At 67.4% G+C, this 23,906-nt stretch carries 20 protein-coding genes and 1 pseudogene; 6 read left to right on the forward strand and 15 right to left on the reverse strand.

Annotated elements, in window-relative coordinates:
• Nucleotides 1-133 precede the first annotated feature (133 nt).
• Together idi and AB4Z47_RS22615 are read left to right on the forward strand one after the other, a co-directional pair.
• Entirely contained in the window at nucleotides 134-700 is a 567-nt protein-coding gene (gene idi, locus AB4Z47_RS22610) for an isopentenyl-diphosphate Delta-isomerase (protein ID WP_441953313.1), read from the forward strand.
• Between the two features lie 248 nt (nucleotides 701-948).
• Nucleotides 949-1,299, forward strand: a complete 351-nt coding sequence (locus tag AB4Z47_RS22615) for a hypothetical protein (protein ID WP_441953314.1) — start codon at nucleotides 949-951, stop codon at nucleotides 1,297-1,299.
• A gap of 6 nt (nucleotides 1,300-1,305) precedes the next feature.
• Here the strand turns inward: AB4Z47_RS22615 and AB4Z47_RS22620 are convergent, their stop codons facing one another.
• From AB4Z47_RS22620 to AB4Z47_RS22630, 3 genes are all read right to left on the reverse strand, one after another.
• Nucleotides 1,306-2,034 carry an aspartate/glutamate racemase family protein gene (locus tag AB4Z47_RS22620; RefSeq protein WP_441953315.1) on the reverse strand — a complete coding sequence of 243 codons (729 nt, stop codon included), beginning with the start codon at nucleotides 2,032-2,034 and terminating at the stop codon, nucleotides 1,306-1,308.
• Nucleotides 2,034-3,533 carry an NCS1 family nucleobase:cation symporter-1 gene (locus AB4Z47_RS22625; RefSeq protein ID WP_441953316.1) on the reverse strand — a complete coding sequence of 500 codons (1,500 nt, stop codon included), beginning with the start codon at nucleotides 3,531-3,533 and terminating at the stop codon, nucleotides 2,034-2,036. The genes AB4Z47_RS22620 and AB4Z47_RS22625 overlap by 1 nt, the downstream gene beginning before the upstream one ends.
• Before the next feature lie 87 nt (nucleotides 3,534-3,620).
• Entirely contained in the window at nucleotides 3,621-4,343 is a 723-nt protein-coding gene (locus AB4Z47_RS22630; protein WP_441953317.1) for a GntR family transcriptional regulator, read from the reverse strand.
• Between the two features lie 132 nt (nucleotides 4,344-4,475).
• Here AB4Z47_RS22630 and AB4Z47_RS22635 point away from each other — a divergent pair.
• The 3 genes and pseudogenes from AB4Z47_RS22635 to AB4Z47_RS22645 form a co-directional block, all read left to right on the forward strand.
• Nucleotides 4,476-4,652 (forward strand): annotated as a pseudogene (locus tag AB4Z47_RS22635) (esterase); the annotation flags it as partial.
• A 39-nt stretch (nucleotides 4,653-4,691) separates the two neighbouring features.
• Complete coding sequence (ilvA, locus tag AB4Z47_RS22640) at nucleotides 4,692-5,912, forward strand: threonine ammonia-lyase (RefSeq protein ID WP_441953318.1); 1,221 nt, start codon at nucleotides 4,692-4,694, stop codon at nucleotides 5,910-5,912.
• Nucleotides 5,913-6,691: 779 nt separating this feature from the next.
• Nucleotides 6,692-9,343 (forward strand): hypothetical protein, encoded by a 2,652-nt coding sequence (locus tag AB4Z47_RS22645; RefSeq protein ID WP_441953319.1) that lies wholly within the window; start codon nucleotides 6,692-6,694, stop codon nucleotides 9,341-9,343.
• Nucleotides 9,344-9,460: 117 nt separating this feature from the next.
• Here the strand turns inward: AB4Z47_RS22645 and AB4Z47_RS22650 are convergent, their stop codons facing one another.
• From AB4Z47_RS22650 to AB4Z47_RS22665, 4 genes are all read right to left on the reverse strand, one after another.
• Entirely contained in the window at nucleotides 9,461-10,432 is a 972-nt protein-coding gene (locus tag AB4Z47_RS22650) for an ABC transporter substrate-binding protein (RefSeq protein WP_441953320.1), read from the reverse strand.
• A 39-nt stretch (nucleotides 10,433-10,471) separates the two neighbouring features.
• A complete protein-coding gene (locus tag AB4Z47_RS22655) occupies nucleotides 10,472-11,497 on the reverse strand; it encodes an ABC transporter permease (RefSeq protein ID WP_441953321.1) in 1,026 nt (341 codons plus the stop codon).
• Entirely contained in the window at nucleotides 11,494-12,297 is an 804-nt protein-coding gene (locus AB4Z47_RS22660) for an ATP-binding cassette domain-containing protein (RefSeq protein ID WP_441953322.1), read from the reverse strand. Before AB4Z47_RS22660 ends, AB4Z47_RS22655 begins: the two co-directional genes overlap by 4 nt.
• Nucleotides 12,298-12,501: 204 nt before the next feature.
• The gene (locus AB4Z47_RS22665) at nucleotides 12,502-12,825 is read right to left on the reverse strand and encodes a DMT family transporter (RefSeq protein ID WP_441953323.1); all 324 of its coding nucleotides are present in this window, start codon (nucleotides 12,823-12,825) and stop codon (nucleotides 12,502-12,504) included.
• A 123-nt stretch (nucleotides 12,826-12,948) separates the two neighbouring features.
• Here AB4Z47_RS22665 and AB4Z47_RS22670 point away from each other — a divergent pair, with 123 nt between their 5' ends.
• Complete coding sequence (locus tag AB4Z47_RS22670; protein WP_441953324.1) at nucleotides 12,949-14,214, forward strand: hypothetical protein; 1,266 nt, start codon at nucleotides 12,949-12,951, stop codon at nucleotides 14,212-14,214.
• 72 nt (nucleotides 14,215-14,286) lie between these two features.
• On the opposite strand, the gene argH is transcribed toward AB4Z47_RS22670, so the two are convergent.
• From argH to argC, 8 genes are all read right to left on the reverse strand, one after another.
• Entirely contained in the window at nucleotides 14,287-15,708 is a 1,422-nt protein-coding gene (gene argH, locus AB4Z47_RS22675; RefSeq protein ID WP_441953325.1) for an argininosuccinate lyase, read from the reverse strand.
• Between the two features lie 361 nt (nucleotides 15,709-16,069).
• On the reverse strand, nucleotides 16,070-17,272 hold the full coding sequence (locus tag AB4Z47_RS22680; protein ID WP_441953326.1) for an argininosuccinate synthase: 1,203 nt from the start codon (nucleotides 17,270-17,272) through the stop codon (nucleotides 16,070-16,072).
• A gap of 540 nt (nucleotides 17,273-17,812) precedes the next feature.
• Nucleotides 17,813-18,328 carry an arginine repressor gene (locus AB4Z47_RS22685; protein WP_441953327.1) on the reverse strand — a complete coding sequence of 172 codons (516 nt, stop codon included), beginning with the start codon at nucleotides 18,326-18,328 and terminating at the stop codon, nucleotides 17,813-17,815.
• A 79-nt stretch (nucleotides 18,329-18,407) separates the two neighbouring features.
• On the reverse strand, nucleotides 18,408-19,358 hold the full coding sequence (argF, locus tag AB4Z47_RS22690; protein WP_441953328.1) for an ornithine carbamoyltransferase: 951 nt from the start codon (nucleotides 19,356-19,358) through the stop codon (nucleotides 18,408-18,410).
• Entirely contained in the window at nucleotides 19,355-20,557 is a 1,203-nt protein-coding gene (locus AB4Z47_RS22695; protein ID WP_441953329.1) for an acetylornithine transaminase, read from the reverse strand. Before AB4Z47_RS22695 ends, argF begins: the two co-directional genes overlap by 4 nt.
• Nucleotides 20,554-21,480: an acetylglutamate kinase gene (gene argB / locus AB4Z47_RS22700; RefSeq protein WP_441953330.1), complete on the reverse strand. Its 927-nt coding sequence runs from the start codon at nucleotides 21,478-21,480 to the stop codon at nucleotides 20,554-20,556. The genes AB4Z47_RS22695 and argB overlap by 4 nt, the downstream gene beginning before the upstream one ends.
• Nucleotides 21,477-22,709, reverse strand: coding sequence for a bifunctional glutamate N-acetyltransferase/amino-acid acetyltransferase ArgJ (argJ, locus tag AB4Z47_RS22705; protein ID WP_441953331.1), 1,233 nt, complete (start codon nucleotides 22,707-22,709; stop codon nucleotides 21,477-21,479). The genes argB and argJ overlap by 4 nt, the downstream gene beginning before the upstream one ends.
• Nucleotides 22,706-23,779: an N-acetyl-gamma-glutamyl-phosphate reductase gene (argC, locus tag AB4Z47_RS22710; protein ID WP_441953332.1), complete on the reverse strand. Its 1,074-nt coding sequence runs from the start codon at nucleotides 23,777-23,779 to the stop codon at nucleotides 22,706-22,708. The genes argJ and argC overlap by 4 nt, the downstream gene beginning before the upstream one ends.
• Between the last annotated feature and the right edge of the window lie 127 nt (nucleotides 23,780-23,906).

A 23,906-nucleotide genomic window follows, 5' to 3' on the forward strand; every position in this document is an offset into this window, starting at 1 on the left:
TGGTTTCCAACGCTTCGGACCACGATCTTCGAGTACCAGGTCGGCTTCACCATCGGTCCGGCTGTGTGGCTGAGGAGGTCTACCGGGTGAACAGATCCCGGCACCTGCTGATCGCCGCCGATATGGTGGGCTGGTGACCGAGACCATCGCCCATCCGATCGCCGACCGGGAAGCCCTGCTCGTCGAGCTCGTCGATGACGCAGGGCGCGCCGTCGGCACGTGCCCGGTCGCCGAAGCCCATCGAGCGCCGGGACGGCTGCACCGCGCGTTCTCCGTGCTGCTGTTCGACTCGACGGGTCGGGTGTTGTTGCAGCAGCGTGCGGCGGTGAAGACCCGGTTCCCTTTGCTATGGGCCAACACCTGCTGCGGCCATCCCGCTCCTGATGAGCCGGTCGCCACCGCGGCAGCGGTGCGGCTTACCGAGGAGATGGGTCTGACCGCCGCGCTCACCGAGGCGGGGATCTACCGCTACTACGCCGAAGACCGGCACACCGGGCGCGTCGAGTTCGAATGGGACCACGTGCTGATCGGACAGCTGGACATCGGCGCGCCACGACCCGAGCCGGCCGAGGTCGCCGACTACGCGTGGGTCCAGCCGGACGCGCTGCGCGACGCACTGGCCAGCGACCCGGACGCTTACACCCCGTGGCTGGCCGGAGTCCTCGACATCGCCGACCACGCTCGGATCACCGGGACGTAGCTTCGCCGGCCTTCCCGACGCCCGCCCGAATTCCGGTGGCGGAGCAGCCCACGTCCTCCGTGCCGCTCTGAATCCCGCTGTACGGGAGCGTGATGTGAGAGCGAGCATCGAGATCGATGTATCAATGCGCATATCGGCGTAACGAAATGTTCCGAACCTGAGAGAACTCATAGGAACGGCACAGGCTTCGACCAGGACCGTTCTACATCCTTGACGGTGTACGAGTTCTCGATGAAGTGAGGTGCCCGATGGTCGAGTTCGAGGTCACGGGAACGACAGTGACGGTCCACGTGGTCGGTGCGCATCAGCTACTCGCGCTGCGCGAGCAGCTGACCTTCGATCTGTCCGACATCATTGCACTCGGCAAGGCCGGGGTGGACCGCCGACCGCCGTGGGTGCGCGCACCCGGTACGTTCTTCCCCGGCGTGATCGCAGCGGGCACGTTCCGCGGCAAGGGCCGTAAGGAGTTCTGGGACACCCGCTTCGACGGTCGCGCGATCCGGGTCGACCTGGCGAATGCGGAGGTCACCCGCCTCGTTGTCGACGTCGCCGACCCGGACGCCGAGCTACGCAAGCTCGTCTCCGCCGTGGCTGCCTGATCTCGGTCAGGAACCGAACGACCGCAGCGGGCCGGTGTACGGCTTTGCCGGCGGCGTGGCGAATTCTCCCCTCCCCGACTTCCGCAGGCCGAGGGTGATCAGCGATTGCACGGTCAGCGTCGCGGCCGCCACGCCGTCGACCACCGGCACGCCAACCTCGGCGCCCAGGAACGCGCACAGTTCGGCCATGCCCGCGCATCCCAGGACGATGGCGTCGGCCCCATCCGCCTCCACTGCCTCCCGGCACGCCTCGGTGACGATCTTGCGCGCCTCCGGATCGCTGTCCAGCGCGAGCACCGGGATCTCACACGCGTGGATACCGCGGCAGAACCGTTGCATTCCATAATGTTCCACCAGATCGGCGGCCCGGCCGACGGTCCGCCCCAACGTGGTGACCACGCTGAATCCGCGACCGAGATGACTTGCCGTGTGCATGGCAGCCTCGGCGATGCCGATCACCGGTCCCCCGGCCACTTCGCGGGCGGCATCGAGGCCCGGATCACCGAAACAGGCAAGCACATAGCCATCGACCCCTTCGGCTTCCCCGCGCCGGATCGCGGCGAGAAGGCCGGGGACGCTCAGCGCTTCGTCGTAGTGACTCTCGATCGAAGCTGGTCCCATCTCCGAGGTCACCGCATCGAGGAGGGTGCCGGGGCCCGCGACGGCCCTGGCGCACTCCTCGATCATGTCGGTCATCGACCGGGTGGTGTTCGGGTTGATCACGCGGATGCGCATCAGGCCGGAATTCCCTGCACCGCCAACCGTGTTCGGGTGGCCAGCGCGTAGTAGGCGACGAACCCGAGGCCGCAGCCGATGAACCAGCTGTACTGCGCCGCGGTGTACATGCCGGTGACGTCCTTGGCCAGCACCGGGATCACGGCGACCAGCGCACCGATCGCCGTCGCGATGACCGCGGCAGGGTTGTACCCCTTGCGGTACCAATAGCTTCCGGTCGTCGACATGGTGAACAGGTCGGCCACTACCACCCGCTGTTTGCGCACCAGGTAGTAGTCGGCGATGAGCACGCCGAACAGCGGGCCGATGAACGCACCGAGCACCTCCAGGGTGTAATGGATGACCTCCGGATTGTTGTACAGGTTCCACGGCGTGATCAGCACCGAGCCGACTGCCGCGATCATGCCGCCCGCGCGCCAGCTGATCCGCTGCGGGCTCACGTGCGAGAAGTCGAAGGCCGGCGAGATGAAATTCGCGACGATGTTGATGCCGATGGTGGCGACGGTGAAGGTCAGGGCGCCGAGCACGATCGCGAACGTGCTGTCGATGCGCGCCACCGTGGCGACCGGGTCGGTGATCAACTCCCCGTAGACCGGGACCGTCAGCGAGGCGGTGATCACCACCAGCAGCGAGAACAGCAGGAAGTTCAGCGGAAGGCCGAGCAGGTTGCCTCGGCGCACCGCGGCGAAGGATTTTCCGTAGCGGGAGAAGTCGCCGAAGTTCAGCATCGGGCCGGAGAAGTAGGACACGACGAGCGCGATAGCGCCGAGCATCACCGGCACCGAATCCCATCCGGTGTACCGCACCGCACCGAGGCTCAGATCGATAGCGCCCCAGCCGGCTTTCGCGAGCAGGTAGCCGCACAGCAGGAACATCACCACGTACACCGCGGGCCCGCAGAAGTCGATGAACCTGCGGATGGACTCCATACCCCGCCAGAACACGCAGGCCTGCACTACCCACAGCGTCAGGTAGCTGCCCCAGCCGAGCAGCGAAAGGCCGAGGAAACCGTAGTCGTCGGCCACCGCGTAGGGCGCGAGCGACGGAAAGAGCTTCACCAGAACCACGTCCAGCGCCGCCGAGGCGAGAAACGTCTGGATCCCGTACCAGGCCACCGCGATCAAGCCGCGAATGATGGCCGGTATGTTGGCACCGAGTACGCCGAACGCGCTACGGCAGATGACCGGATACGGCACACCGGTGACCTGGCTCGGCTTCGCGACCAGGTTGCAGAAGAAGTAGACCACGGTGATGCCGATCAGCAGCGCCGCGAGCACCTGCCAGCTGGCGAGGCCGAGCGCGAACAGGCTGCCCGCGGTGACGTAGCCGCCGACGCTGTGCACGTCCGACATCCAGAACGCGAAGATGTTGTAGGAGCCCCAGTTCTGCGTGTGCAGCGGCGCCAAGTCCTTGTTGGTGAGCCGCGGAGCGTACTTGTCAGGCGGTGCGGTGCGGGCCGGCACGGCGCGTGGCGCCACCGGGGCGATGGTTTCGGTCATTGGCGTTTCCGATCCGAAGGGTGGAACTGTGATCGACACGACGGTAGGAACCGGCTGTTGCCCGTCCGTTGCGCTGTTATTTCCCGGCTATTGCGCCGCAGATATATCTTCCGGCGCCAGCAGCCCCCTGTCGGTCGGCAGCGTCTCGATCACCGTCTCCAACCTGCGGTGATGCCCTTCGGCGATGAGCAGCAGGCGATCGACGTCCCTGGCGAGGAACGCGTCGAGCATCAATGCGTGGTCGGTGTGCAAGCGCACCCGGTCGGCCGGGCCGATGTGCACCATCGACTGCACCGGCTCGGTGACATTCCATGCCGATTCGAGCATGTGCAGCAGCCGGAACATCCGCGACGGCCTGGTCAGCGCGACGTGGAAGACGCGGGACTGACGATGGTAGGCAACCGGGTCGTCGTCACGGATGGCCTGTTCGAGGCGCGCGTTCACCTGCAGCAGCTGCGCACGGTCGGCGTCCGAGTGGTTCATCGCCGCCGCGGCCAGTGACGCCGTCTCCAGGGTTTCGCGCACAATGTACATCTCGCGCAGTTCGGTGGCGGTCAGCTGGGCCACCGTGTACCCGCTGTGCGGCTCGTGCGTGACCAGGCCCTCCCCGATCAGTGTCTTGAGTGCCTCGCGCACCGGGATATGGCTCACCCCGAACAGCTCCGCCACCTCGCGCAGCGGGATGACGGTGCGGGGCGGCACCGCGCCGTCCAGGATCACCCGGCGTAGTTCGCCGAGGATCACTTGCGGCCGGCCGGGTTCATCGACGACCAACCTCGCGAGCAGCGCCGAACGTCGTCTCGATGGCATGGCAACACGCTAGGCGAGCCGTGTTGCGTTCCTGGTCACCTTTGTGACGGTCAGGAAACGTCTTCACAGTACCGACCGGTCGCGTGGAAGGGTGCGCAGCGCCGTGCCGCGGGCATGCGATGCTGGAACGGACCGGTGTCGGCCTTCGGCCACTTCGGGCTCGGCGGCTCGGGCGGTTTTGCCGACCCCACGACCGGGATGTCGCTCGCCTTCATCACCAATCGCCTCGGCAGCAGGGTCACACCGCTCGGCGACGCTCGCATGGCGCGGCTCGGCACACTGGCTCACAACCTCGCCAAGACCGCCTGACACCGAGGCCGTCCACACCCAGGATGGCAGCATGGCGGCATGGAATTGGTCGAGATGGCGAGGGTCGAGGCGGCCGCGGAGTTGCTCGCTCCGGTGATCCGGCGGACGCCGATGGTGGCGTCTCGGGTGTTGTCCGAGCGCGTGGGCAGCGAGGTCTGGCTGAAGTGTGAGAACTTGCAGCGGACGGGGTCGTTCAAGCCGCGTGGTGCCTACAAACGAATCGCGAACCTGCCGCAGGACGTGCGAGCGCGCGGTGTCGTCGCCGCGAGCGCGGGCAACCATGCGCAGGGGGTCGCGTGGGCGGCGACCTCGCTCGGCATCGCGTCGACGGTGTTCATGCCGATCGGGGCGTCATTGCCCAAATTGGTGGCGACCAAGGCGTACGGCGCGGAGGTGCGCCAGGTCGGCGAGACCGTCGACGACTCGCTCGACGCCGCGCTCGACTTCGCCGACCGGACCGGAGCGACGCTGATCCACCCGTTCGACCATCCCGACATCGTGGCAGGCCAGGCGACGGTCGGCAGGGAGATCCTGGACCAACTGCCCGAAGTGGGCACTGTGCTCGTCCCGACCGGGGGCGGCGGATTGCTGGCCGGTGTCGCCGTCGCGCTGCACCACCTGGCACCACACGTGCGCGTGGTCGGGGTGCAGGCGGCGGAGGCGGCCGCGTGGCCGGATTCGCTGGCAGCGGGCCAGCCGGTCCGGGTCGGCCGGATGTCGACGATGGCCGACGGCATTGCTGTCGGACTGCCGGGCGCCGTGCCGTTCGCCCATGTCGCCGAATACGTTTCGACCATGCTGACGGTGGACGAGGAGGCGCTGTCGACGGCGCTGCTGCTGTGCCTGGAGCGCGCGAAACTGATCGTCGAGCCTGCCGGAGCAGCGGCCGTCGCCGCGCTGATGAGTTTCGCGCGGGACGAACTCGATCTCCGCGGGAAAGTCTGCGCGATCCTGTCCGGTGGCAATATCGACCCGCTGCTGCTGACCCGTCTGATCGGCCACGGTTTGAGCGCGGCGGGTCGCTATCTCGCTGTGCGCGTGACGATTTCCGACCGCCCCGGCGGACTGAGCGCGCTGCTCGCGGTGGTCGGCAAGACCGGAGCGAGCGTCGTCGACGTGGCGCACTCGCGGACGGGCACCCGGCTGGCGGTCGACGAAGTGGAAGTGTCCCTGACCCTGGAGACCAGGGGCCCCACCCATCGCGACGACGTCCTCACCGCACTGGCCAACGCGGGATACGCCGTCCGCGTGGCGGATTAGCGCGACAATGATCGGCGCAGAATATCCGGCGGTAAATTGCTGAGCAGGCATAAAAGATCAGCGCCATCGGCACCACCGGCCAATTGAGCGCAACCATTGTCGGTGCCGCGAACACGCCGATCGTTCTCATTCTCAGCAAACGGCGCAGGCATGTCCTGACGGCCTCACGAGCACGTCGATCGACCGCTTCCCGACAGAGCACGAGATAGCGATATGAACGAGGGACAGTGCCGCATACGTCGCCGCTGGCGCGGTGGCCAACGCTATCGGCGATCCACCCGGTGGCGAGCGGGATCAGCGACACTTGGAAGGTGCGCGAAATTCGACCACTCCGGGCCGCGGCGACGCCGCCTGCACACAGGCGAACAGTGGTCGCGGTTGACCCGAATGGTGGCGCCGCGATATCACCTGATTCCGGCCCCTCGCGTGCGTGCGCAGGACTGCCGCGTCGGAGGGGCCTCCGCTCTGTCGCGCCCGCAACGAGCCAAAGCTCGGCCACGGCGTCGGCGATATGTTGGGACAGGATTCGGGCGGCAGGATCATCGCCCCAGCGCTCGATGGCGGTGGCGACTCCAGCGGGGGCGTCGACGCAAGCGCACCCGCCGCGTCGTAGGTATCAGGCGCCAGAGGTAGCGGGTGCCGTTGACGACCGGGTGCAGAACCGACCCTCGGAGGGGTTGCCGCGCCGTGCGATGTCGATCGTCAGCATCCAGACCTGTGTCAGATATTCCGGCTCTCGCTACCTGGACAGACTGCGGGGGAAGACTATTCTTGGCGTCGTGCCGGTAACGCCTGGTGAGCTCGCCCATAATCGGGCATGGGCAGCAAGTGATTTCGTGGGTCGTGAGGATGAGCTGGACAAGATCATCCTCATGTTGGTGCATTCGACGAGGTTGATCACCTTGATCGGTTCGGGTGGTATCGGGAAAACCAGACTGGCAGTGCAGGCTGTCGGCCGTTACCAAATGTCCAGGCATATGTCGGTGCATTGGGCCCGGCTGGCACGTCTGCCCAAGGATTCGGATGCCTCCGCGGTCGAGGAAGAAATCGCCCAGTCGGTGATCGGTCCGGATTTCTCCGGGCGATCGGTCTGGGAGGCACTTGTCGACACATTCACCGAAAAAGACGCAGTGGGGCGATACCAGCAGTCGATATTGGTGGTGGACAATTGCGAGCATGTCCTGGCCGGTGCTGGTGCCGTTATAGCCCGGCTATTGGAGGCAGTGCCGGGGTTGAGCATTCTGGCGACCAGCCGTGAACCGATCGGGTGGGTCGATGAGCATCTGACGGTCGTGCCGCCGTTGTCGCACCGACAGGCTCTGACGTTGTTCCGGCAACGATCCGAGCTCACCGGTCACCCTGTCACCGGCGCCGACCAGATCGGCACAGCAAGCCTGATCTGCCGGCACATGCAGAATCATCCGCTGTACATCCGACTGGCCGCGGCACGACTGGTGCGCCAACCGTTGGCGGCGATCCTCAGAGACCTCAGCGGTGGCGAATCCGACGACAAACGTATGCGATGGTCGCCCGGGCCCAGCGTAGGAGCCGATCCCCGACATCGAGGAGTCGGGGATGTGATCGCCTGGTCCTATGACCTGTGCACCGACAAGGAACGCCTGCTGTTCGAGCGCATGTCGGTATTCGCCGCGGGATACGACACCAATCCCGAAGACGACCACGGCGGCGCTTCCCTCGATGTGGGAGCAGAACTCGACGCGATCGAAGGCATCTGCGCCGACGACCGGCAACCCGGAGAAGACCGTAAACCGGGAGACGACGACGACCCCGCGGCACTTTCCGGTGATGGGGCACTGAGCCTGGCGAGAGAAGAGATCGAGGGTCTGCTCGATCGCCTCGTCGATCGGTCGCTGGTCACAGCGCATTTCACGCCGACCACAGTCCGGTACTCGCTACTCGAAAGTCTTCGGATATTCGCTCGGCGACAGCTCGAGCAACACTCCACCGCTCGAGCCGACGAATCGGCACGACTGGCCGAACGACACCGCCACTACTACCGCGACAAAGTCGCGTACGCCGCAGCCAACTGGCTGGGTCCCGCGGAACACGACCTGCTGGACTGGGCTCGCGCGGCGTGGGACAACATCCTCACCGCTATCGACACCAGCATCACCACACCCGGCGAATCAGCAGTCGGATTGGAGATCTGCTCCGGGCTGCTCACCCTGCGATTTCCCTTCATGAAAGGTCCATTACGCGAGTTGCGGCGGTGGACCATACGCTCCTTGCAGGCCACTCGGGTGTTGGACCCGCAACCCGCCGAACTCCAGATCGGGGCGATGGCGATGATCGTATGGCTCACCCTGTGCCAGGGCGAGCCCGCGGACGCCGAACGGATGCTAGAGGACTGTGTCACCGCCTGCATCCCGGACGCTCACAGTAGACGGAACTGGCGACTGACCGCCGAGACCGATATCGGCCTGCCCGCGGTCGTCGAATTTGCGTGGGGCATTGAATTGCTGCTGGCCCACGGTGATGCACGAGCTATCACTGTTCTGATACGAGCCCGCGAAAAGTGGCATCGCCTCGACAACTATGGCGCCGCCGTAATGGCTGACTTGTGGGCGGCACTGGCGGCGGGTGTACTCGGAACCGCGCAACAAGCTCATCAGATCGCACGACATCACCTCGACGACGCGAACGCTTCGGGTGCTTTGTGGGTGAAGTCCTGGGCTCAGCTGGCTTGGGCGCTCACTTTGACCAGACACGGCAATCCCACCGCGGCATTGGACTTCGAACGGCAGGCACTGACACACCAGCTGCCCGCCCGTGATCCCTGGGGGAGATTCTGGGCGGTCCAGTTTCGGGCTTGGTCATTGGCACAATGCATCACCGACGCCATCGCCGCCGGGAACCCCGACCGCGACGCGCTCACCACATGGGCCACCGAGATCGCGCAACTCGCGGGAGGAACCAGAACGCAACAAGCCAAGTTCGGCATCCGCCTCGAAACGCTGGGGCCCTTTGCCGATGCAGCTGACGAAGCCGTCGCCGTGGCCCGTCGGACACTCGGCCCCGAGGCGTTCACGGCAGCGGAAACCCAAGGATCACGGCTGCGTCCCGAACTCGACGAGGTGCAACAACTCGCGATGGGCACACTGTCCATCAACACTCCGGCAGTATCCCCTCGGGCAGGCGGAGCCGCCTCGCCGTACTGGAACGAGTTGACCACCGCCGAGCACGAGGTCGCGATACTAGCTGCGGCCCGGTGGACCAATGCCGCGATCGCCGCGCGCCGCGGAAACTCCGTCAGAACCATCGACGCACAGATGACCGCGATCCTGCAGAAACTGAACGTCACCTCACGCGAAGACATCATCGAATTCGTCCCCGAAGACATCCTCGACAATGTCCGAGCAGAAACCGCACGGCGCCCACGCCGGCGGCGAACAACTGATTTCGGGGCGTAGTTCGTCCGACCGCGCCGATGGATGCCACATCGCTGGCCCCGGTGACGATGCCGACCGATCGCATGTGCCGACTGGAGCGCGCGGCGCTTCCGGTCGGCACGTTCCCTCATCAGGCAGTCAGCATGTGCGCTTATAGAAGTACCTGGCGTTGGCGTCCATGTCGACATGAGTGATCGCGATCATCGCGGTCTGAATGTTCCTGGTGACCGGCTTGCCCTCGAGGGCGGCGACCGCCTGGTCGACGCCTTCGGCGCCGATCCCCGCCGGGTCCTGGGCGATGAGCGCTTGTACGGTACCGGCTTTCAAATCCTCGACCTGCTTCGGGCTCGCGTCGAAACCGACGAGCTTCACCTGTCCGAGCTTGTTGGCGTTGCGCAGTCCGGTCGCCGCGCCCTCCGCCGAACTCAAATTGGTGGCGAACACACCCGCCAGATCGGGGTGTGCGGCGAGCGTCGCGGTGACGATCGACGCCGCCTGCGCCGCATCGTTGTTGTTGTATTGCACACCGAGCGAGGTGATGCCCGGATAGCTCTTGATCGCCTCTTCGAAGCCCTGCGCCCGCTCATCGGTGGTGGAAGTGCCCGCCTTGGTGTTGATCACCAGAACCGGACCCTTCTGCTCGACCAGCTTCGCCAGCGTCGCGGCCGCGAGCGCACCGCCCTTGCTGTTGTCCGACGAGATCGACGACACCGCGATGGACGTGTCGTCCATCGCGGTGTCCACCTCGACGATCTTGATGCCGACGGCCTTGGCCTGCCGTAGCGGATTGGCCATGGCGGTGGCGTGCGTCGGCGCGATCAGGATGCCGCCGGGTTTGGTGGCCACCACACCGGTAAGCACCGGAGTCTGCGCTCCGGCGTCGAATTTCGTCGGGGCCTGGGTGTCGAGGCGGTAGCCGAGCTTCGCGGCCTCATCCTGCGCGCCGCATTGCATGGAGATGTAGAACGGCTCGTCGGCGACGCCGGGGATCAGCACCAGCCGCTTGTTGTCGCCGCCCGAATTGCTCACCTCCCCACCGCAACCCACCACCAGCGCGCCGATCACGACCAGCGCGCCGATCACGACCGCATTCCGCTTCGCCACCCGCATCCGGCACCTCCGATACTGTTTTCTGTTGTCGAGGAACTTCTACTTCCGGTCCCGCGCCCTGCGACGGGCTTGGTCGAACCAGACCGCGGCGACCAGGACGACGCTCACCGCGATCGGCTGCCAGAACACCGGCACCTGCGCGATAACGAAGCCTTTCTTCAGCACCGACGGGATGAATACGCCGATGACAGTGCCCACGATCGAGCCGACACCGCCGAAAAGGCTTGTCCCGCCGATCACCACGCCCGCGATGGCGTCCAGGTTGTCGGTGCCGTGTCCGCCGATGGTGGTGGTGCCGAAGTAGGCCAGGTTCATGAATCCGGCAAGTCCGGCCAGCAACCCGGTGAGCAGATACACGAGCACCAGATGCCGGGCCAGCGCGATCCCGGAGCGGCGGGCGGCCTCCTGATTGGAGCCGATCGCATAGGTGTAGCGACCGAAGCGCGTAGTGTGCAGGACCCAGGCGGCCAGCACCGTCACGGCGGTCGCGACCAGTACCAGGTTCGGCACTCCCCCCAGCGACGTGCCGAAACCCAATGAATCGCGCAACTTTTCGGGCACGGTCCTGGTGTCCACGCCGCCGGTGATCAGCTGGGCCGCACCCAGCGCCGCGCCGAAGGAACCGAGCGTGACGATCAGCGGCGGAATCCCGGCCTTGGCCACCAGAAGGCCGTTCAGCAGGCCCCAGAATCCGCCGCCGGCGACCGACAACAGCAACCCGACCGCGATGACGCCCCAGCCCGCGCCGGTGGCGTCCTCGTGCGGGCTCAACCACTCCATGGATTTCGCGCCGAGCACACCTGCGAAGATCAGCACCGTCCCGACCGAGAGGTCGATGCCGGAGGTGATGATCACGAAGGTCATACCGACCGAAAGCACCAGCAGCACCGACGTTTCGATCAGCAGAGTCTGCACGGTGAACCGGGTGGGGAAGGCGTCGGGCCGGATGAGGCTGAACACCACGCACAGAACCACCAGCACGACGCCGATCCACACCGTGCTGGCGCCCAGCAGTCGCTGCAGGACCGTGCGTTCGGCCGGTGCGACGGCCTCGATATCCCTCATGCCGCATCCTCGTGGGACAGTGCGCCGGTCATGGCGCCGACCAACTGCTCCAGCGTGGCATCGGCGGCGAACCGAGCCACCCGCTTGCCGAGCCGCAGCACCTCGACGCGGTCCGCGACCGCACGAACCTCCGGCATGTTGTGGCTGATCAGGACTACCGCGACGCCCTGGTCGCGGACCCGGCGGATGACGTCGAGGACGCGCTCGCGCTGCACGACACCCAGTGCCGCGGTCGGCTCGTCCATGAATACGACCCTGCTCGCCCAGAGCACCGCCCTCGCCACGGCGACGCTCTGACGCTGTCCGCCGGAGAGCGCGCCGATCGGGACGTCGGCGCTCTGCAGGGACACCCCGAGGCGACCGAAGTGTTCGATCGCTCGGGCTCGCATCGCGGCCTTGTCCAGCATGCCGAGCTTGCCCAGGAGCCCGGGGCGGACGAGTTCCCTTCCGAGGAACAGATTCGCGGCGGGGTCGAGGTCCGGCGCGACGGCGAGATCCTGATAGACGGTTTCCACGCCGAGTTTTCGTGCGGCCGTCGGCGAATTCAACTCGACCGGAGCGCCGTCGAGCACGATGGTTCCGGCATCCGGTTGCTCGGCACCGGAAAGACATTTCACCAAGGTCGATTTCCCGGCGCCGTTGTCGCCGATCAACGCGACGACCTCCCCCGCGCGCACCTGAAAATTGGCGCCCCGCAACGCCTCCACGCCGCCATAGCGCTTCACCAGTCCGACGGCTTCCAACACGACCGCGGATTCGCCGGTCGACTCGGCCCGTTTTTCGGAATCGTCCGAGGTCATCGGACACATCCACCTAAAATCCGCTGAGCGAACGTCCAATCCATTGCCCGATGGTACGTTCGCCGGCTCATCCCACGGGACGTATTCGGAAAAGTGCAAGGGCGCAACGGAGCCGCCCTGCGCGACCATTCTTTACGGCCGGGAAAACAACGAACAAAAGGCACGGCGAGCCGACGCATACGATATTCGCAGCCGGGCCGAATGTCAGTGTGCGCCGCCGAGTTCCAGCGCCAGCACTCCGACGATCACCAGCCCGATTCCGCCGACCTGCACCAGGGTCAACCGCTCGTCCAAGAACAGCACGCCGATCGCCGCGATCGCGGCGACACCGACCGCCGACCAGATACCGTACGCCACCCCGATCGCCATGCCGCGCTTCAACGCCTGGGAAAGGAAGAAGAACGCCGCGCCGTAGCCGACGACCACCACGAACGAGGGCATGAGCTTGCTGAACCCGTCGGAGAGCTTCAGCGAAACGGTCGCGGTCACCTCGGAGGCGATGGCCAACGCAAGCAGCAACAAGGTCATCGCCGCAGCGTAACCGGTACCGCGCAGCACACAGAGCGATCCCCTGCGTCGGACGGCACGTAGCTCCCCAAGGTGGGGAAGACCAGTCCGACCGGGGCTACGGTCGAGCATACGATCTGGCAAATGAGCGGCAGTCAGAACGTTGCGGTGGTTGAGTTTCCCTTTGAAACATTGACCTGCAACGAAATATCCTTCGCGGAACGCGACGAACGCTATCGACAACTGCACGAATGGCCGGAGCCGACCTATCGGCACCCGTCCGGACTACGCATGATCTGGAAGTACGCCGACGTGCGCGAGGTGCTGGACGCGACCACGCCCGGGTTGTCCAACGCGAATTCGCTGGATCCGTTGGTGGGTTACGCGCGGATCGCGGCAACTCCCCGTGCCATTCCGCATTTCATCCGGCACCTGGTTCCGCCGCCCGCCAAGGCGACCGCCAACTTGACCGACGACCACCTGCACAAGCGTGTGTGGAACACCATGGCCGGTCCTTCGGGGCACTTCACGATCTCCCCCGGCGACCGGCCGCGCCGTGCCGCCGCTATGGTCGAGCACTTCCACGACGCGGTGCGCGATTCGGGCTACCGGCCCGGTACCCACCTCGACGTCACGGCATTGTCGATCACGTACGCCGCACGGACGTGCGGTGCGGCCCTGGGGTTGCCCGAGTCGGACTGGCCACATGTCGCGACGTGGAGCGGCGCGCAATCGGGACTACTCGGCCGCGTCATGCGCGGTCGCGAATTGGCCGAGGCGGTTGGCGCACTCGGATGGTTGTTCACCGTGAGCAGCCGGGCGGTCCGGGAGGGCCGCGGCAGCGAGGCGACCGGATTCGCACGCAGGCTTCGCGATGCAGGATTATCCCACCGAATCGCCGTGTCGGCCATGGCGAATTCGCTCGCCGCCGGTGTGCACACCGTGAGCGGCAGCATCCAGCAAGGGGTGCAGCGGTTGCTCGCAGACCCGGATCGGGCGTGGTGGGATCTGCTCGCCGACCCGGACGGGTCCGGACGGGTCGCCGCGAAGATCCTCCAGCTCGACCCAGGACTCGTGGCGTGGAAACGTCGCGTCGAGACACCGGTCGTCCTGGGGAGCGGCACTCGACTCCCCGCGGGACCGGTGCTGGTGATGTTCGCCGCGGCCAACCGCGACCCGGAGGCGTTTCCCGACTGCCTGAATCTGCAGGGAACCGGCAAGCTGCCGTTGACCTTCGGATTCGGAAGGCATGTCTGCCCGGGCAAGAGCATGGCCACGCTCGCCGTCGAGGTGTTCCTCCGGCAGCTGCGCGAGCTCGCGCCGGAGGCCGAGCTCGTACCGGAGGCGGGTCGCACCGCGCGGCGGAGCGATCTGTTGTTCAGTGGAGCCGACATCACCATCACCTGGTAGGACCGATCGACTCGAACTCATTCGGGAACAGGGCATTCGCTCCGAGCGCCGGATCCGCACGGCCTCGCTGGGTCAGCCCAGCCAAGCGCGTGCTTCGACCGCCGCCCGGCGCACCTCCTCGAGCTGCGACGCGACCTGCACGCCCGCGGTTCCGCCTCGGGCGTCCCGAGAGGCGATGGAGCCCTGCACGGTCAGGACCTCACGCACCTTTCCGGTGAGCGCGGGGTCGATGGCGGCGAACTCCTCGTCGGTGAGTTCGTCGAGGCCGACGCCGCGGGATTCGGCGGTACGCACGCAGGCGCCCGCCGCCTCGTGCGCGACGCGGAACGGAACACCCTGGCGGACAAGCCATTCGGCGATGTCGGTGGCAAGGGTGAAACCGGCAGGGGCGAGTTCGGCCATGCGATCGGTGTGGAAGGTCAGCGTCGAGACCAGGCCCGCGATGGCCGGGAGCAGCAGCTCGAGCTGCGCGACCGAATCGAACAAGGGCTCCTTGTCCTCCTGCAGGTCACGGTTGTAGGCCAGGGGCTGCGCCTTGAGGGTGGCCAGCAGTCCGGTGAGGTTTCCGATCAGCCTGCCCGCCTTGCCGCGGGTGAGCTCGGAGACGTCCGGGTTCTTCTTCTGCGGCATGATCGAAGAGCCGGTGGACCACGCGTCGGCCAGGGTGAGGTAGCCGAATTCCGGTGTACTCCAGAGGATCACTTCCTCGGCCATCCGGCTCAGATCTACGCCGATCATGGCGAGCACAAAGGCGGCCTCTGCGGCGAAATCCCGCGCCGAGGTGGCGTCGATCGAGTTGGCGGCGGCAGCGTCGAAATCCAGGTCCGCGGCGATCGCCTCCGGGTCGAGCCCGAGCGAGGATCCCGCCAGCGCGCCGGAACCGTAGGGCGACACCGCCGCCCGCTTGTCGAAGTCGCGCAGCCGGTCCAGGTCGCGCAGCAGCGGGTGGGCGTGGGCGAGTAGATGGTGGGCCAGCAGCACCGGCTGGGCGGCCTGCAGGTGCGTCTTGCCCGGCATCACCGCGTCCGGGTGCGCCGCGGCCTGGTCGACCAACGCATCGACCACCGCGAGCACACCCGCCGCGACCCGGCGCGCACCGTCGCGCAACCACATCCGGAACAAGGTGGCCACCTGGTCGTTGCGCGAGCGGCCCGCACGCAGCCTGCCGCCGAGATCGGCGCCCACCCGCTCGATCAGCCCACGCTCCAGCGCACCGTGCACGTCCTCGTCCGAGTCGGCGGGCCGGAACACACCCGAATCCACGTCCGCCGCAAGCCGATCCAGCCCGGCCAGCATCCCCGACAGGTCGCCGTCGGAGAGCAGCCCCGCCTTGTGCAGCACCCGCGCGTGTGCTTTCGACGCGCGGATGTCGTACGGGGCCAGAGCCCAGTCGAAATGTGTCGACTTGCTCAGCGCGGCCATTGCCTCGGCGGGCCCGGAGGCGAATCGCCCGCCCCAGAGCGCACCCTGGTTCGTGCTGCCGCTCTGCGTCACTGGTCCGCCTCTCCGAGCCTTCAGGCCGTGCTAGTTGGGTGATGAGGATTTGCGTTCAGGTCCCGCATCGGGTGCCCCTCGGGTTCTGTGAGTTACCCATGTTCTTGCGAGATCAGTTGTTGCGTTCGTGTGGCGGCTATCGGCCCCGCCGTTTCCGCCCGCCGTTTCCGCCCGTCGAGAACAGTGCGGTCGTGCCCAGGAACAGTGGGCTTGCGCCTCTGCGCGAAACGTAGTGTCTGTCCCGTGGTGGCGTACTCGCAGCCCCGACCAGACGCACACCGAATCGTCCGACTCCAAGACTACGACTGCGGCGGTAGCCGACAGCGCGCCGGTGCGCGTCCGTGCACCGGCGCGCGGGGGGCTACTTCTGGCTCAGGTCGCGGCGGGCGGCGACCTTGGAGGACAGGCCGTGGATCTGCACGAAGCCCTTGGCCAGCGACTGGTCGAAGGTGTCGCCCTCGTCGTAGGTGGCCAGGTTGAAGTCGTAGAGCGACTGCTCGGAGCGGCGGCCGTTGACCACGGCGGAGCCGCCGTGCAGGACCATCCGGATGTCGCCGGAGACATGCTGCTGGGTGTCGCCGATGAAGGCGTCCAGCGCCCGCTTGAGCGGGGAGAACCACAGGCCGTCGTAGGCCAGCTCGCCCCAGCGCTGCTCGACCTGCCGCTTGTAGCGACCCAGCTCACGCTCGATGGTGACATTTTCGAGGGCCTGGTGGGCGGTGATCAGCGCGATGGCGCCCGGCGCCTCATAGATCTCGCGGCTCTTGATGCCGACCAGCCGGTCCTCGACCATGTCGAGGCGGCCGACGCCTTGGCGGCCCGCGCGGTGGTTCAGTTCGACGATCGCCTCGAGCACGCTGACCTGGCGGCCGTCGATGGCCACCGGCACACCTTTGTCGAAGGTGACGATGAGCTCGTCCGGCGCCTCGAAGTTGACGGTCGGGTCGGAGGTGTAGTCGTAGACGTCCTTGGTCGGAGCGTTCCACAGGTCCTCGAGGAAGCCGGTCTCGACGGCACGGCCCCAGACGTTCTGGTCGATCGAGAACGGGGATTTCTTGGTGACATTGATCGGCAGCGTGTTCTCCTCGGCGAAGGCAATGGCCTTCTCCCTGGTCCATGCGTAGTCGCGGACCGGGGCGATCACGTTCAGGTCGGGCGCGAGCGCGCCGATGCCGACCTCGAAGCGAACCTGGTCGTTGCCTTTGCCGGTGCAGCCGTGCGCAACGGTGCTCGCCCCGTGGAACTTGGCGGCCTCGACCAGGTGCTTGACGATCAGCGGGCGGCTGATCGCCGAAACCAGCGGGTACTCACCCATGTACAGGGCGTTGGCCTGGATGGTGGGCAGGCAGTACTCGGTGGCGAACTCGTCACGGGCGTCGACCACGATCGCCTCGACGGCGCCGCAGTCCAGCGCTCGCTGACGCACCACGTTCATGTCCTCGCCACCCTGGCCGAGGTCGATCGCCACGGCCACCACCTCGGCACCGGTCTCCTTGCCGATCCAGCTGATCGCCACGGAGGTGTCCAGCCCACCGGAGTAGGCGAGTACGACGCGCTCGGACATGTTCTGTGTGCTCCTCGGTTTTCGGTGCTCGTCTGCGTGGTACGGACCTGCATCCCGCCACAGCGGCCCGCACCGTCCTACAAATGATTATGCATGACGATGCAAGCCCATTCATAATCGGGTGGCGACGTCCCAACGCTGGGCCAACAGCCACGGTTACACCCTCGCACAGCCACCGCCTCCGCGCTCGCAATGGTTGCCCGCGCCCATGCCGCGTCCCCGGTGGACCAGTCCGGATGGGTCCGCGAGCACGGCCGAACCCGGGGCGAATCCCGAACCTGTACGGATACCCACTGTTTGGGACCAGGCAGGAACGAGGTTCCCGGGCCTGCTCAGCACGCGCGAGAACGCCGGGCATTCCCCCACAGTGCCGATCCCCTCGCCGTGCGAACGCAACAACTGATCTCGCAAGAACATGGGTAACTCACCTGGTACCCAGAACTCGAGCGGCACCCAACGCAGGACCTGAACGCATGCCCTGCGCCACCCGACTCGTACGGCCTGAAGGCGCGGAGCGGCGCAGGAGCAAGGCGGGGGAGTTCAGGCGAGCCGTTCGATCTTCGCGGCCAGCTCGGCGCCGGTCAGCGGCTCGCGTGCGATCACAGCAATGGTGTCATCGCCCGCGATGGTGCCGACGATGAAGGGCAGGGCGGCGCGGTCGAGGGCGCTGGCCAGGAAGTGGGCGGCGCCCGGCGGGGTGCGCAGGACGGCGATGTTGCCGCTGGCATCGGTGGAGACCAGGAGGTCGCCGAGCAGCTTCGACAGCCGGTCGGTGCCGCCGATCACGCCGCGGACGGGGCTGCCGTCCTCGGGAACGACATAGACGCCGGCGCCGCCATCGGCGGCACGCAATTTCACCGCACCCAGTTCGTCCAGATCGCGCGACAGCGTCGCCTGAGTAATCTCGATACCCTCGGCAGCGAGCAGCGTCGCCAGCTCCGTCTGGCTCCGCACCGCGTGCGCGGACAGCAGCTCGACGATGCGCGACTGCCGCCCGGCCCTGGTGCGTGCGATCGCGGCACCGCCCTTGCCGGACTCCGACTGCGAGACACTCACGACGGCACCTCGACGACGCTCGGCTCGGTCACAACCGAGCGATACTCGGTTGTGACCATGGTTCGCTCGCTGCATTCGCTCACGCCGCGCTCCCCTGTCGTCGCTCCAACAGCCAGACCAGCAGCGCCTTCTGCGCGTGCAGCCGGTTTTCCGCCTCGTCCCACACCACGCTGTGCGGACCGTCCAGCACCTCGTCGGTGACCTCCTCGCCGCGGTGCGCGGGAAGGCAATGCAGCACAACGGCGTCCGGCTGCGCGTGCGCGAGCAGATCGGCGTTGAGCTGGAACGGCCGGAACGGGCCGACCCGGTCCAGACCGTCGTTCTCCTGTCCCATGGACGTCCAGGTGTCGGTGACCAGCGCGTCGGCGCCCTCGGCGGCGGCGACCGGATCACCGGTCAGCGTAATGGTGGCACCGGTGTCGGCGGCCCGCTTGCGCGCGGCCTCCACGATCCAGGGCAGCGGCTCGAAACCGGCGGGCGCGGCGATGGTCACGTTCAAACCCGCGGTGACACCGCCGAGCAGCAGCGAGTGCGCCATATTGTTGGCGCCGTCGCCGAAGTAGGTGAGGTTGCGGCCGGTCAGGTCGCCCTTGCGCTCGGCAAGGGTCTGTAGATCCGCGAGCACCTGACATGGATGGAATTCGTTGGACAGCGCGTTCACCACCGGGACCGTTGCGCTGGCGGCCATCTCGTCCAGCCGGACCTGCTCGAAGGTGCGCCACACGATAGCGTCGACATAGCGCGACAGCACGCGACCGGTGTCGCCGAGCGTCTCCTCCCTACCCAGCTGGGTGTCGCGACCGTCGACGACCACCGCGTGCCCGCCGAGCTGGGCGATGCCCATCTCGAAGGAGAACCGGGTGCGGGTGGAATTCTTCTCGAAGATCACGCCGACGCCGCGCGGACCCGCCAGGGGGCGCCGGGAGAACGGTGCCTTCTTGAGTTCGGCCGCGAGCGCGAGGATTTCGGCCTGCTCGGCCGGGCTGACGTCGTCGTCCCGCAGGAAATGCCGCAAGGATCCGGAGTTCATTGCGCCGCAACCCCTTTCGCGTCCGCTAGCGCGCCGTCCAAGATCTCCGGCAGGTCGGCGACGAAATTGTCGGCCTGGGTCTCGGTGAGCACCAGCGGCGGAGCGAGCCGGATCACGTCGGGCTTGGCCGGATTCACCAGGTATCCCGCCGCCCGGGCCCGCGCCTCGACCTGCGCCGACAGGTCATCGGTGAGCACTATGCCCAGCAGCAGGCCCGCCCCGCGCACCCGGTCGACCAGTGGGTGCTCCAGCAGTTCGATGCCGTCGCTGAGCCGCTTGCCGACGGACTGTACATGCGACAGCAGATCGGTGTCGTCGATCGTGCGCAGCACCGCGAGGGCGGCCGCTGCGCACACCGGGTTGCCGCCGAAGGTGGTGCCGTGCAGGCCCGGCGTGAGCAGTTCGGCCGCCCGGCCGTTTGCCAGCACCGCGCCGATCGGGAGCCCCCCGCCGAGGCCCTTGGCCAGGGTGATCACGTCCGGCACGATGCCGACGGCTTGGTGCGCGTAGAACGTCCCGGTCCGGCCGATGCCGGTCTGCACCTCATCGAGCACCAGCAGCGCTCCGTGGCGCGCGGTGATCTCGCGCGCCTTGGCCAAGTAGTCGAACGGCGGAACCACCACGCCGCTCTCACCCATCATCGGCTCCAGGAACACCGCGGCGGTGTCCTCGTCTACCACGGCGTCCAGCGCCGCGGCGTCACCGTAGGGCACGTGCACGACGCCCGGGGGCATCGGCTCGAACGGCGTCCGCTTGGACGGTTGCCCGGTGAGGGCGAGCGCCCCCATGGTGCGGCCGTGGAACGCCTCGTCGCAAGCGATGATCTTGCGCCGCCCGGTCAACCGTGCGATCTTGAACGCCGCCTCGACGGCCTCGGTGCCGGAGTTGCAGAAGAACGCCCGGCCCTCGCCGTCGCCGAAGTGCGCGAGCAACCGCTCGGCCAGCTCGATGACCGGCTCGCTGGCATACAGATTCGAGACGTGCCCGAGCGTGCCGAGTTGCTGGGTGACCGCCGCCAGGATCGCCGGGTGCGCGTGCCCGAGGCTGTTGACCGCGATGCCCCCGAGAAAATCGATATAGCGGTTCCCATCCGCGTCGTAGACCACTGCGCCTGCGCCGCGCACCAGCGCGACCTTCGGGGTGCCGTAGTTGTTCATCAGCGCGGCGGACCACCGCTTCTGCAGTTCAGCTGTCGTCATTGTTTCGTTCCGTCCAGTGGCCGCGACCCGTTCGGGGCGGGCGTCACCATCGTTCCGATTCCTTCTCCGGTGAACAGTTCCAGCAGCACGGCGTGCGGGACGCGACCGTCGATCACGTGGGCGGTCGGCACCCCGGCTTGCACGGCGCGCAGGCAGGCTTCCATCTTGGGCACCATGCCCGTATCCAGGCTGGGGAGCAACTCCGTCAGTTCGGCCGTGTCGATGCGCGTCGCGAGCGACGACCGGTCCGGCCAGTTCGTGTACAGGCCCTCGACGTCGGTGAGGATCACCAGTTTCTCGGCCCCGATCCCCTCGGCGAGCGCGGCGGCGGCGGTGTCGGCGTTGATGTTGTGCACAACGCCGTCGGCATCCGGCGCGATCGTCGATACCACCGGGATCCGGCCTGCGCCGATCAGGTCGAGCACGGCGTCCGGGTTCACCGCGGTGACGTCGCCGACCAAGCCGATGTCGGTCGGCTCGCCGTCCACGTCGACGGTGCGGCGGGTCGCGGTGAACAGCCCCGCATCCTCACCGGAGGTGCCGACCGCGTACGGGCCGTGCGCGTTGATCAACCCGACCAGTTCGCGGCCGACCTGACCGAACAGCACCATCCGCACCACGTCCATCACCTCGGGTGTGGTCACCCGGAAGCCGCCGCGGAATTCCCCGTCCATGCCGAGCTTTTTCAGCATCGCGCTGATCTGCGGTCCGCCCCCGTGCACCACCACCGGGTGCACGCCGACCGTGCGCAGAAAAGCCATGTCGGCGGCGAAGGCCCGCTTGAGTTCCTCGTCGACCATGGCGTTGCCGCCGTACTTCACCACGACGATCTTGTCCCGGAACCTCTGCAGCCACGGCAGCGCGTCGGCCAGGACGTGCGCCTTGTCCAGCGCCGAGAGCGTGTGCAGCACCTGACTGGTCATGAGCTGTAGGCCGAGTTCTCTTCGACGTAGCCGTGCGAGAGGTCCGTGGTGCGGATGCTCGCGCGCGCGGCGCCGACGTTCAGCTCGATCAGCACCTCGATGTCGGCCCCGGACAGGTCCACCTCGCGGGCGCCCGGCGCACCGACGCCGTCGACGCACACCGGGTTCCCGTTGAACGACACCGAGATCCGGTTCGGGTCGAGGGTGACCGGCGCCATGCCGACCGCGGCGAGCACCCGGCCCCAGTTCGGGTCGGAGCCGAACAGCGCCGTCTTGACCAGGCTGTCACGGGCGACGGTTCGCGCAGCGGCCACCGCCTCGTCCTCGCTGACCGCGCCCGCGACGGTGACCAGCACCCGCTTGGTGACGCCCTCGGCGTCGGCCATCAGTTGGGCGGCCAGGTCGTCGCAGACCGCGAGTACGGCGGCATCGAGTTCCGCCTGGCTCGGGGTGACCTCGCTGGCGCCGTTGGCCAGCAACAGCACGGTGTCGTTGGTGGAGCAGGAGCCGTCCACGTCGAGCCGGTCGAAGGTACGCCCGGTGGCGTTGCGCAGGGCGTGGTCGAGCTGGTCCGCGGTGACCGCGGCGTCGGTGGTCAGCACCACCAGCATGGTCGCCAGCGCGGGGGCCAGCATGCCCGCCCCTTTGGCCATGCCGCCGACGTTCCATTTGTCGCGGTGGTGGTAGGCCGCCTCTTTGGGCACGGTGTCGGTGGTCATGATCGCGTACGCGGCGTCCGAACCACCGGAGAGGCCACCGCCCATCTCGTGCACGATCTCGGTGACGGCGGGAATCAGCTTGTCCATCGGCAGGCGGTCGCCGATGAGTCCGGTCGAGCAGACGGCGATCTCACCCGCGCCGGTCTCGGTACCCCAATTGCTCAGCGCGGCGGCGAGTTCCTCGGCGGTTCTGTGCGTGTCCTGAAATCCGGCGGACCCGGTGCAGGCGTTGGCGCCGCCGGAGTTCAGGATCACCGCGCGCAACCGCTTGCTGGTCAGCACCTGCTGCGACCACAGCACCGGAGCCGCCTTGACCTTGTTGCTGGTGAACACGCCCGCGGCCGCGTATTCGGGGCCTTCGTTGAACACCAGCGCCAGATCCGGCTTGCCGTTGGCCTTGATGCCCGCGGCGATGCCCGCCGCACGGAAGCCGAGCGGGGCCGTGACGCCCTGGTTGCGCACCAGCTTGCCGCCCGCGCTCTCGGTCGATGTCCCAGCGGTTGTCGTCACGGTGCCACTCCTACGGTGGAAAGTCCTGCGGTCTCGTCGAATCCGACGGCCAGGTTCATCGATTGCACCGCGGCGCCCGCGGTGCCCTTGGTCAAGTTGTCGATCGCGCCGATCACGACCAGCAGGCCCGCGTCGGCGTCCACCGCCACCTGCAGCGTGACGGCGTTCGAACCGAGTACCGAACCGGTCTGCGGCAGTGCGCCTTCCGGCAGCAGGTGCACGAAAGGCTCGTCGGCATAGGCCTTTTCGTAGACGGCGCGCGCCTGCGTGGCGTCGACACGGGTGGGTGCGGTACAGGTGGCGAGAATGCCGCGCGGCATCGGCGCGAGCACCGGGGTGAACGATACGGCCACGTCCGTGCCGGCCGCCGCCGTCAGGTTCTGCGCGATCTCCGGGGTGTGCCGGTGCGCGCCCGCGATGCCGTAGGCCCGCGCCGAGCCCATCACCTCGGTACCGAGCAGCGCCACGTCCAGCTTGCGGCCCGCACCGGAGGTGCCGCTGACCGCGACCACATGCACGGCGGGCTCGACGATGCCCGCCGCCACGGCGGGGGCCAGCGCGAGGCTGGCCACGGTCGGGTAGCACCCGGGAACCGCGATCCGGTGCGCGCCGCGCAGCTTGTCCCGGCCGCCGGGCAGCTCGGGCAGACCGTAGGGCCAGGTCCCCGCGTGCGGGCTGCCGTAGTACTTCTCCCACGTTTCCGGGTCGGTGAGGCGGAAATCGGCACCGCAGTCGATGATCACCGTCGACTCGGGCAGCTCCTCGGCGATGACCGCGGACCGGCCGTGCGGCAAGCCGAGAAAGACCACGTCATGTCCGGCCAGCTCATCCGCCGTGGTCGGCGCGAGTATCCGATCGGCAAGCGGCAGCAGATGCGGCTGCAACTCCCCCAGCGTGGCTCCTGCGTTCGATCCCGCGGTCAGCGCCCCGATGACGAGGCGCCCGGTTCGGTAGGCCGGATGCCCGAGAAGCAGGCGCAGCACTTCGCCGCCCGCGTATCCGCTCGCACCAGCCACCGCGACCCGCACGACGGGTCCGGGCGGGTTGGGCATATCCGAGGAAGCAACCATGTGATGATTATGCATGACTATGCAATCTCATTCACAGACCGGGGTCCGTCCTGGTCGGCCACGCGCCCGTGATACCCGGCCCGGGGTTCCCCAAACAGCCCGCCACAAAGCACCGGACGACGCCGGG

This window comes from Nocardia sp. 2TAF39 (assembly GCF_052114905.1).
Taxonomy (GTDB): domain Bacteria; phylum Actinomycetota; class Actinomycetes; order Mycobacteriales; family Mycobacteriaceae; genus Nocardia.